This is a genomic window from Olsenella kribbiana (genome assembly GCF_036408795.1).
Lineage (GTDB): Bacteria > Actinomycetota > Coriobacteriia > Coriobacteriales > Atopobiaceae > Olsenella_L > Olsenella_L kribbiana.
In genome coordinates, this window is the sequence record NZ_JAZGJP010000032.1 from 1 (window position 1) to 9,424 (window position 9,424).

General features: G+C 59.4%; 10 protein-coding genes. 4 read left to right on the forward strand and 6 right to left on the reverse strand.

Translation table 11 applies throughout. The features are described 5' to 3' along the window. The first annotated feature begins 403 nt into the window (after nucleotides 1–403). Entirely contained in the window at nucleotides 404–1,846 is a 1,443-nt protein-coding gene (locus VXJ24_RS11305; protein ID WP_330973025.1) for a glycoside hydrolase family 1 protein, read from the forward strand. 192 nt (nucleotides 1,847–2,038) lie between these two features. On the opposite strand, the gene VXJ24_RS11310 is transcribed toward VXJ24_RS11305, so the two are convergent. Together VXJ24_RS11310 and VXJ24_RS11315 are read right to left on the reverse strand one after the other, a co-directional pair. Further along, on the reverse strand, nucleotides 2,039–2,230 hold the full coding sequence (locus tag VXJ24_RS11310; protein WP_330973026.1) for a hypothetical protein: 192 nt from the start codon (nucleotides 2,228–2,230) through the stop codon (nucleotides 2,039–2,041). Between the two features lie 83 nt (nucleotides 2,231–2,313). Beyond that, nucleotides 2,314–2,769 (reverse strand): hypothetical protein, encoded by a 456-nt coding sequence (locus VXJ24_RS11315; RefSeq protein ID WP_330973027.1) that lies wholly within the window; start codon nucleotides 2,767–2,769, stop codon nucleotides 2,314–2,316. Between VXJ24_RS11315 and VXJ24_RS11320 the strand changes: the two genes are divergently transcribed. Next, nucleotides 2,755–2,973: a (2Fe-2S)-binding protein gene (locus tag VXJ24_RS11320; RefSeq protein ID WP_330973028.1), complete on the forward strand. Its 219-nt coding sequence runs from the start codon at nucleotides 2,755–2,757 to the stop codon at nucleotides 2,971–2,973. The genes VXJ24_RS11315 and VXJ24_RS11320 overlap by 15 nt on opposite strands. 63 nt (nucleotides 2,974–3,036) lie before the next feature. On the opposite strand, the gene VXJ24_RS11325 is transcribed toward VXJ24_RS11320, so the two are convergent. Beyond that, nucleotides 3,037–4,107 (reverse strand): M42 family metallopeptidase, encoded by a 1,071-nt coding sequence (locus VXJ24_RS11325; RefSeq protein ID WP_330973029.1) that lies wholly within the window; start codon nucleotides 4,105–4,107, stop codon nucleotides 3,037–3,039. 165 nt (nucleotides 4,108–4,272) lie between these two features. On the opposite strand from VXJ24_RS11325, the gene VXJ24_RS11330 reads away from it, so the two are divergent. Beyond that, entirely contained in the window at nucleotides 4,273–5,820 is a 1,548-nt protein-coding gene (locus VXJ24_RS11330; RefSeq protein WP_330973030.1) for a DUF2252 domain-containing protein, read from the forward strand. A gap of 79 nt (nucleotides 5,821–5,899) precedes the next feature. Here VXJ24_RS11330 and VXJ24_RS11335 read toward each other — a convergent pair whose 3' ends face one another. The 3 genes from VXJ24_RS11335 to VXJ24_RS11345 all read right to left on the reverse strand — a co-directional run bounded on the left by VXJ24_RS11335 (nucleotide 5,900) and on the right by VXJ24_RS11345 (nucleotide 8,732). Next, nucleotides 5,900–6,913 carry a DUF362 domain-containing protein gene (locus VXJ24_RS11335; RefSeq protein WP_330973031.1) on the reverse strand — a complete coding sequence of 338 codons (1,014 nt, stop codon included), beginning with the start codon at nucleotides 6,911–6,913 and terminating at the stop codon, nucleotides 5,900–5,902. A gap of 70 nt (nucleotides 6,914–6,983) precedes the next feature. Next, nucleotides 6,984–7,457 carry a flavodoxin gene (locus VXJ24_RS11340; RefSeq protein ID WP_330973032.1) on the reverse strand — a complete coding sequence of 158 codons (474 nt, stop codon included), beginning with the start codon at nucleotides 7,455–7,457 and terminating at the stop codon, nucleotides 6,984–6,986. Between the two features lie 108 nt (nucleotides 7,458–7,565). After that, nucleotides 7,566–8,732 carry an iron-containing alcohol dehydrogenase gene (locus VXJ24_RS11345; RefSeq protein WP_330973033.1) on the reverse strand — a complete coding sequence of 389 codons (1,167 nt, stop codon included), beginning with the start codon at nucleotides 8,730–8,732 and terminating at the stop codon, nucleotides 7,566–7,568. Between the two features lie 106 nt (nucleotides 8,733–8,838). Between VXJ24_RS11345 and VXJ24_RS11350 the strand changes: the two genes are divergently transcribed. Further along, a complete protein-coding gene (locus tag VXJ24_RS11350; RefSeq protein WP_330973034.1) occupies nucleotides 8,839–9,381 on the forward strand; it encodes a MerR family transcriptional regulator in 543 nt (180 codons plus the stop codon). Nucleotides 9,382–9,424: the final 43 nt, after the last annotated feature.

Below are 9,424 nucleotides of genomic sequence, written 5' to 3' on the forward strand. Positions count from 1 at the left end.
CTGCATGACCCTTCGCCATCTCGTCCCCCGATCCTCCGGATGCATCAGCCGTTCATCCATATGATGCAGCGGAGCGGCGACAGGAATTCCTGCGGTTATGCCGGAGGTCCTCAGCCATTTAGTCCGAAAAGCGCGGTCCGAGGCAGAGGATCGTATGTGCCAGCTCCTGCTCTGTCGGCGTGAAGCCTTCTGCCTCCCGCATCTTCTGCACGACATCCATGTCCCGCTCCTTTCCCCACAGAAGAAAAGTATCAGAAAGTGTCAGCCTGTGCCGTGGCCATCTGCCTTCAGACGAAAAGAAGTCTCCTTCTGCGCCCAGAACCTGGAGGGCGCACCTCTCATTCCCTATGCTTGAAAGCGATGGAGGTGCCTGCACGAGCAGGCAGGAAGAAGGAGGAAAGCTATGGGCAAGGGATTCCCGGAGGGCTTCTATTGGGGCGGCGCTACTGCTGCAAACCAGTTCGAAGGTGCCTGGAACGTAGACGGCCGCGGACCGTCTGTCGATGACCACTTCACGGGCGGCACGAAGGACAAGCCTCGCACGATCACGGTCGATATCGAGCCCGATGTGCTCTACCCGAACCATGACGGAATCGACTTCTACCACCACTACGAGGAGGACATCGCGCTCTTCGCCGAGATGGGCTTCAACATGTTCCGCATGTCCATCTCCTGGTCGCGCATCTTCCCGAACGGCGACGACGAGCAGCCGAACGAGCTCGGCCTTGCCTTCTATGACAGGGTTTTCGACTGCTGCAGGGTTCATGGCATCGAGCCGCTCGTGACGCTTTCCCACTACGAGATGCCCTACCACCTCGTCGAGAAGTACAACGGCTGGGCTAGCCGCGAGCTCATCGGCTTCTTCGAGAAGTACTGCCAGACCGTCTTCGACCGCTATCACGACAAGGTGCGCTACTGGCTCACGTTCAACGAGATCAACTGCGGCACGATGGACATGGGCAACCTCTTTGAGACGTCCATGATCCGCGGCTTCGCAGGTCCTGCCTCCGAAGCGCACACGACCCCGCAGGAGCGCTACCAGGCACTCCATCACCAGTTCGTGGCCTCTGCCCGCGTCGTGAAGTACGCGCATGAGCACTATCCTCAGTTCCGCATGGGCAACATGGACTGCTTCATCCTCTCCTACGCCGCAACCTGCGACCCCAAGGACGTCCTTGCAAACGAGTCCGAGATGCGCCGCATGAACTGGTACTGCTCCGATGTCCAGGTCAGGGGCTACTATCCTTCCTACGCAAAGCGCTTCTGGCGCGAGAACGATATCAGCCTCAAGATCGAGGACGGCGATCTCGAGGACCTCAAGGAGGGCACAATCGACTTCTACACGTTCTCCTACTACATGAGCTCTGTCGTCGGCACGCACGACGTGAAGCAGGCAGCAGGAAACATGACGTTCGGCGGCGTGAACCCCTACCTCAAGAGCACCGACTGGGGCTGGCAGATCGACCCGGATGGCCTGCGCTTTGCCCTGAACGAGATCTATGACCGCTACCAGATTCCTCTGATGGTCGTCGAGAATGGCATGGGCGCCCTCGACAAGGTCGAGGAGGATGGCTCCATCCACGACACCTACCGCATCGATTACCTGAAGAGCCATGTCCGCGCCATGCGCGAAGCAGTGGATGACGGAGTGGACCTCAAGGGCTACACCTGGTGGGGACCAATCGACCTCGTCTCTGCTGGCACCGGCGAGATGCGCAAGCGCTACGGCTTCATCTACGTCGACAAGCACGACGACGGAAGCGGCACCTACAAGCGCAGCCGCAAGGATTCCTTCTACGCCTACCAGAAGATCATCAAGTCGAATGGCACTGAAGGCCTCGACTAGGGCAGCAAGCCAGAGCTGACACATCATACGGACGCCAGAGAGGGCCGGGATGCATGTCCCGGCCCTCTCTATGTTCAATGCCCCAGCTTCTATTCAGGAATATATCTCATTTGTGATTGCATCGGTACCTGTGCAATATACCAATTAGCAAGGTACCATACATTTAGACGACGGAAAGACAGACGGACCGCCTCATTTGCCAGAAAGCACGTCCTGCAGCATCTCATCAAACGAGCGGCAGCGTCTGTAGCGCTCCGGATATTCCTTCATTGCATCGAATTCCGCCAGCACTGCCCTGGTCCCTTCAGAAAGGCACACCCCTTCCTCGAGCGGCTTCTCGCTATGCTCAGATAGCTGCTTGGAATCAGCATCATGTGCCAGCATTGCACTGCCCTTTCCGTCTGGAAGTCTGTCATTGCAGCATTCAAAATGCCACTTCCGCATAGACCAATCAACACAAGCTCACTTCATTGAAGGCGATCGACCTGCCTCCGAAGAAAGGAATCCATCTTATGGATACGAACAAGACGAACGAAGAGAACGAGAATATCGGTACCGAAACTGCCACAACGGCAGAGGCTCCCCGCCACGACCACCGCCATGAAGCCGGTCATCATCACGATGAAGATAGCCGCCACATCCATAGCCATCATCATGGCGGAGATGCCGCCGAAGCCGGATATCATTGCCACCACCATCACCACCACGATGGAGAAGATGGCGCAGACGAGCACCATTGCCGCCACCATCATGGAGATGCAGCCGGAGATGAACATGAGCGCTGCCATCACCACCACGGCGACGACGATGAGTTCCATGGCAAGCATCGCCACCATCACGGTGAGCACGGCCACTTCCATGGAGAGGATGGTGCTGCCCATCACGGGCATCGACACGATGACGAAGAGATGGGTGATGACCACCGCGGTGGCGGCTACAGCGCCGACGAGGAGGGGCTCGTCTGTCCCTGCATGGGAACGACGAAAGACGAGATCTTCGAGGCTGTGGCAGCAGGAGCGCGGAACATCGAGGATGTCGAGCGCGCAACTGGCGCAGGCACCCATTGCGGTCGCTGCTGCGCTGCCGTCGCAGCAGTTGTCGAGGAGGCACTTGCCCAGACTGCATAGGCTGCAGAGGCAGGCAATGGCATCCGAAGGAGGCAGGGCTTAGGCTCTGCCTCCTTCTTCCCGTCAGAAGCTTTCTGCCGTATCCGGCGTGAGCGATTCGGCCACAGCCACGCAGACCTTGGCCGCTTCCTCGATATCATCGAGGGCGCAGATGGCACATCCTGCATGGACATAGCGGCAGGGAACTCCTGCCACGACGCTCGGCACATCGAGCATATGTGCAGGGCCTCCATCGGTGCCGCCGCCCTCGCGCACGCTCGTCTGCACCTTGAGGCCATGCTCTCTTGCCGTAGCCAGCACGTAGCGCTGATACCTTGGGTTCGTTATCATGCAGCAATCGAAGTAGCGAAACATCGGGCCTTTGTGGAGCGCTGCCTGGATATCGTCTGCTTGCTGGAAGGTGTCATCTGCCGGGCAGCCCTCGAACATGAAGGCAAGCTTTGGCTGGAAGGTCCTGACCGCAGCGGCAACACCGCGCTCCCCTACCTCCTCCATCGACGAGATCGAGGCCACCACATCGAAGGGCAGGTCTTTCTTCGAGAGCTCCCGGAGTGCAAGGAGCATTGCTGTGACACCTGCCCTGCAGTCGAAGGCCTTGCCGAAAGCAATGCCGTGCTCCTTGTCGTATTCAAACTGCGTCGCCGGCACGAAGGGCTCGCCCATGCCCATATGGAAGCGTTTGATAGCCTCTTCCTTCGATGTGGCGCCGCAGTCGAGGATGAGCTCCTCTCTGCCGGCAGCCTTCTCCGCTTCGCTCATGAAGTGAGGCGGCTTCACGCCGATGACGGCACGGACCCACGTGCCTTCTGTCGTGCGCACGAAGACATCCTGTCCTGCCAGCACGTGGGGCGAGAAGCGCCCGAGCTCGACGAAGCTCATGGTGCCATTCGAGCGGATCGAGCGGACCATGCCGCCGACCTCGTCTCCATGGGCATCGAGCATGAGGACCGGCTTCGTGCCGCTGAAGCTCCTGGGATAGATCAGGGCATCCATCAAAGAATTCGTCTTCACATCAGCCCAGCCGGCGCAGAACTCCTTTGCTACAGCCACCGTCTCATCCTCGAAGCCCGAAGGCGACTTCGCAGAGCTCAGCTTTCCCAGAAGCTCTGCCACCTCATCGCGTACCAGATCCATTGCATCCTCCCTCTCCCAGATTCGGCCTCTACCATAGCCCAAGCCCTGGCATCTCGCAGCAGGCACGTCTCTTCAGTCACCAGCTGGAAATGCATCCCGGCAGCACCTCATGCCTTCGAGGAGTACAGTCGTTATGCACGGAGCTCCAGAGGAAGGCAGGGACATATGCCAGAAGATTCAGCAGGGACAGGCACGTCTGCAGGCAGGAGCGCGCTTGCCGATGCGGCAGCGCACAAGATCTCGTCGCTTCTTGCAGCAGCATTCCTCGAGCAGGAGCAGCGCACTCCTGACGAGTCAAGGATCTATGGTGCGAAGCTCCGCGAGGAAGTGCCAGCAGAGGCCCAGGCCATGTGGCCGCCGAAGAGCCAGGCACGTCCCGATCCGCTCGGACTCCTCGAGAGCCAGGCAGCCGATCGCGTCCCGGAGCTCCTGCCGATCCGCTACGAGCGCATGGCACAGGATCCCTTTGCGTTCTACCGAGGCTGTGCCCTTCCGATGGCAGGAGACCTTGCCACGACGCCTATGACGCCTTTGCGTGTCCAGGCATCGGGAGACGCCCATATCGCAAACTTCGGCATCTTTGCAACGCCGGAGCGCCAGCGCGTCTTCGACCTCAACGACTTCGACGAGACAGCACGCGGTCCCTGGGAGTGGGACCTGAAGCGTCTCGCAGCCTCTGTCGATGTCTGTGCCCGTATGCTCGGGCTCTCAAGAGAGAAGACCGACAAGGCCGTACGTGCCTGCGTGAACACCTATCACCAGGCAATGGCACAGTTTGCCGAGATGGGCAATCTCGAGGTCTGGTATGCCCAGGCAGACACAGACCATCTGAAGGCCCTTGCCGAGGAAGTGGGCGGCAAGTCGGAGCGCAAGGCCTTCGAGAAGACGCTCAGCAAGGCAGAGCGCAAGAACAGCGCCCGCGCGGTCCAGAAGTTCACGGAGGTCGTGGACGGGAAGCTCAGAATTGTGAGCGATCCGCCCATCATCGTGCCGGTGCGCGACATCGCCCAGAAGAAGGTCTCCGAGAGCGGCTTCAAGGAGACGATCATGCGCGAGCTTGCCCAGGACACGAGGTTCGCTCATGAGGACTCGACAGCCAGGCTCATCCGCCTGATCTTGAAGGGATACCGCGCCTCCCTGCCCGACAACAGGAAGGCGCTCCTTGACTCCTACCACGGTGTCGATATTGCCCGCAAGGTCGTGGGCGTGGGGTCTGTCGGTCTCAGGGCCTGGATCTGCGTCTTTGAGGGAGCGGATGCTGACGACTCCCTCGTGCTCCAGATCAAGGAGGCCGTGCCCTCCGTCCTCGAGCGCTATGTCGGGAAGAGCGGCTATGCCGAGCAGGGGCAGCGCGTCGTAGAAGGACAGCGCGCCATCCAGGTCTCCTCGGACCTCCTTCTGGGCTGGACGAGGCTTCCTGCCGAGGATGGCCGCATGCATGACTACTACGTACGCCAGCTCTGGGACGGCAAGGGGGCGCCTGACCTCACGAAGATCGATGCCCACCGCCTGACACATCTTGCTGCCCTCTGCGGCTGGACGCTTGCCCGGGCGCACGCAAGAACCGGCGACCGCTTCGCTATTGCCTCCTATCTGGGACGCGACACGGCGATGGACGATGCCTTCTGCACGTTTGCCCATGCCTACGCCGACCAGACCGAAGAAGACTATGAGGCGTTTCTCGCTGCCAGGAAGCAGGGCAGGTTCTGCTAAGAGACGCATGGAAACGCAAGAAAGCGGAGAAGCCCATGCTTTCGGGCTTCTCCGCTTTGCCATCTCTTGAAGTGCTTCTCTAGCCTGCAAACGGCGTGAGGTTGGCTACAGCTTCCTCGACGCTCATGCGCCTGCCGTCGTGATCGAGATCGATCAGCACGTAGCGGTCATTGCCGATGCCGAGCTCCTTCATATAGGAGAGCTGCCTGAGCCCGTGCCTTGTTGTCATCCTCTCCACGAGGTCGTGGTTCTCTTCCGGCTTCATCGCGAAGACCATATCGACCGAAGCCTGGTCTGCCGCAAGCATATCCGTCGAGGCAAGGATGCCGACATTCGGCGTCACGACCGGCTGAGCATGGACGCCTTCGCAGTCGCAGGAGACCGACATGTTCCTGAGCACGTTCACGAAGGTGATGGAGCGTCCCTCAGACGAGAAGAAGTCTACGGTCGCCTTTGCAGACTCGCTGATGCGCTCCATGAGCTCCTCTTCGGCAATATCCCACATGTTGGACGACCCCGGCGTCGTATGGATCTGTGCCTTGCCGCGGCGGCCGTCAGCGCAGCCGATGCCGATGTTCTTGTTCGAGCCGCCGAAGCCACCCATCGTATGGCCTTTGAAGTGCGTGAGCACGACCAGGGAGTCATAGCTCAGCATGTGGTCGCCCACACCGATCGTGTCGAACCATTTGCCGCCCAGAACCGGCAGGTCTGCCACGCCGTCCTCATCCATAATGTCGACAGGGCAGAACGTCCAGCCATTGACCTCGAGCGTCTTTCGGTGCTGCTCGGTCGTATAGCGGTCGCCCTCGTAGTAGGTGTTCGTCTCGACGATATGGGAATCCTGAAGCTCAGGCTCCTTCTCACGAAGAGACTTGACCCACCCTGTCGGCAGGATGTTCGGTCCATGCTGCTCTCCGGTGTGGAGCTTGAGCCCCACCTTCCCGTGGATGTTGCCATTCACCTGCTCATAGGCACGCGCCAGGCCCTGGGCAGAAAGATCGCGGGTGAAATAGACGATCGATTCGTTGCCCGTGCGTTCCTCATAGGGGACATAGATATTTCCGCCTGTGCCGGGCTGGGGCTTCGCTCCCATGCTCCACCTCTTCCTTCCGAAATCCGTTGCTCCCATCATGGGGACAATGGATGCATCCAGACCGTCCTCTTTAGGCATACTGCTCTGCAAGCTTCGCAAGACGAGCATCCGATGCGCCATTCAGGAGCACGCCTGATTCGACGTGAGCTCCCGGAGCAGACGGCGCAAGGTCGCGCGTAGAAGCTGCTGCATTGCTTCCGCCCGAGGTTGCAAACGGCACGATCGTCTTGCCCGAGAAATCAGCTGACTCGAGGAACGTGTTCACGATGTTCGGTGCCGTGTACCACCAAATCGGGAATCCGACATAGACGACGTCGTAGCCAGACACATCAGGCACCGTGCCCTTGAGGGTAGGACGGATGCTGCGGTCATTCTTCTCCTGTGTCGTGCGCGAATGGCGGTCGCGCCAGTTGAGGTCTGCCGACGTATAGGGCGTCTCAGGCTCGATCCTGAAGAGGTCTGCCCCTGCAGCCTCTGCAAGATGTTCTGCCACGCGCTTTGTCGTGCCCGACACGCTGAAATATGCCACCAATGCCTTTGCCATGAAAAGTCCTTTCTCTTTGTTTCCTGCATCAAGGATAGGGCCGCCTGCCAGCCATGTGAAATGCCCATGCAGGAAGCTTGCTATGCTCTGGCCGCATACCAGAAGGACCTACAGGCTCTCGCGGAAGATTTCTTCGACCTCATCTGCCGTGAGCTTGTGGTATCCCCCATCGAGGATGAAGGTGGCCTTCACGGCAGCAGGAATCAGCTCTTTGGTAAGACCGAGCTCGCGTGCATGCTTCACGACGCCGATTTCATCCATCCAGGCGCTCATCGCTTCGAGTCCTGCCTCGGCTACCTCGCGCTCGCTCTTCCCTTCTGCATCCACGTCCCAGACCTCGCGGGCAAAGCGTGCGAACTTCGCAACACCGTAGGGCAGGACGAGCCGGTAGTACGGAAGGCTCACGGCAGACAATGTCATTCCGTGCGTCGCGTCTGTGACGGCGCCCATAGCCTGGCCGAGCATGTGGACTTCCCAGTCCGTCGACTTTCCGCAGGCAATGAGCGTATTGAGCGCCCAGGTGCAGACCCAGCTGATGTTCGAGCGTGCCTCGTAGTCCTCTGGATCCTTCACAGCAATGCGGCTTGCATGCACGAGGCTCTTCATGAGGCCTTCGGCGATGTAGTCGCCCGTATTGTCATCAGTCCCCGAGAAGTACTGCTCGCAGATGTGGTTGAAGGCATCGTAGATGCCGGCACGCATCTGGTAGTCAGGCACGGTGAAGGTGAGCTCGGGATTCACGATTGCAAAGCGGGGAATCACATCCACGCCGAAGACATGGCCGATCTTGAGCCCCTCTTCATGGTTCGTGATGACCGATCCTGCATTCATCTCGCTGCCGGTTCCGCTCATCGTGAGGATGTCGCCGACCGGAATGATCTTGCCGGCAGGCTCTTCCATATGGAGGTACAGGTGCTCCCAGGGATCCCCCTCAGTCCAGGCGCCCACGCTCACACCCTTCGAGAAGTCGATGACAGAGCCGCCGCCGACCGCGAGAATCAGGTCGACATCGTTCTCCCGAGCCACGGCGCATCCTTCACGGAGCTTGTCTGCGGTCGGATTGGACATGACGCCAGAGACCTCGAAGACAGTCTTGCCGGCATCATGCAGCATATCTACGATCTTCTGGTAGAGGCCAGACCTCTTGACGGACCCTCCGCCATACGTCAAAAGGACACGAGGTCCATAGGACGCAAGCTCTTTCGGCAGTTCTTCCAAGGCATGGGGTCCGAAATGGACGCAGCAGGGGTTGTGGTAGGTGAAATCTCCAAGCATTGGCAGGCCTTTCTCGAACGGGACGGCATATCTTCCCTCTCTCCTTGCCATTCTGTTGTAATATCTAAACCTAACTTCAGGTCAAGATATATTCTGGGAGATACGCATGTATACGATTGGCCAGGTATCGGAGATGTTCAGCCTTCCCATCTCGACAATCCGCTACTACGACAAGATGGGACTCATCCCTGGTCTCGAGCGCACCTCAGGCATCCGCCGCTTCGACGAGGAGCAGCTCGAATCCCTCAGGGTGATCGAGTGCCTCAAGCGCTCGGGACTCGAGATCCGCGATATCAGGCAGTTCATGGAATGGTGCCAGGAAGGACCTGATACCTATCATGACCGCCTGCATCTCTTCGAAGAGCGGCAGAAGAAGGTGGACGAGAAGATTGCCGAGCTCGAGCGCACGCGCGCAATGATCTCCTGGAAGCTCTGGTACTACCGCACCGCAGAGCAGACAGGCAGCGAGAGCTTCATGGAAGCGGGACCGGAAGGCCTTCCAGAAGAGGGGCGGCAGCTCTGGAAGAAGGCGCATCAGGAGACAGGCGTCGAGCAGGTCGCCCAAGAAAAAGGGCTCTTCGGTGGTTTCTGTGGGAGAGATTCCGGCATAGGCCCAGCTCAGCGGGCGAAAACAACGATCTGGAACTGAAACGGCCCCGGGAGGGGCCGTTTCCGCGTCATCCGCCTATGAT

What these genes read in the sequence shown, in the direction of transcription:
- VXJ24_RS11305 (WP_330973025.1), top strand. Translation starts at nt 404, where the DNA reads ATGGGCAAGGGATTCCCGGAGGGCTTCTATTGGGGCGGCGCTACTGCT.
- VXJ24_RS11310 (WP_330973026.1), bottom strand. Translation starts at nt 2,230, where the DNA reads ATGCTGGCACATGATGCTGATTCCAAGCAGCTATCTGAGCATAGCGAG.
- VXJ24_RS11320 (WP_330973028.1), top strand. Translation starts at nt 2,755, where the DNA reads ATGGGTGATGACCACCGCGGTGGCGGCTACAGCGCCGACGAGGAGGGG.
- VXJ24_RS11325 (WP_330973029.1), bottom strand. Translation starts at nt 4,107, where the DNA reads ATGGATCTGGTACGCGATGAGGTGGCAGAGCTTCTGGGAAAGCTGAGC.
- VXJ24_RS11330 (WP_330973030.1), top strand. Translation starts at nt 4,273, where the DNA reads ATGCCAGAAGATTCAGCAGGGACAGGCACGTCTGCAGGCAGGAGCGCG.
- VXJ24_RS11335 (WP_330973031.1), bottom strand. Translation starts at nt 6,913, where the DNA reads ATGGGAGCGAAGCCCCAGCCCGGCACAGGCGGAAATATCTATGTCCCC.
- VXJ24_RS11340 (WP_330973032.1), bottom strand. Translation starts at nt 7,457, where the DNA reads ATGGCAAAGGCATTGGTGGCATATTTCAGCGTGTCGGGCACGACAAAG.
- VXJ24_RS11345 (WP_330973033.1), bottom strand. Translation starts at nt 8,732, where the DNA reads ATGCTTGGAGATTTCACCTACCACAACCCCTGCTGCGTCCATTTCGGA.
- VXJ24_RS11350 (WP_330973034.1), top strand. Translation starts at nt 8,839, where the DNA reads ATGTATACGATTGGCCAGGTATCGGAGATGTTCAGCCTTCCCATCTCG.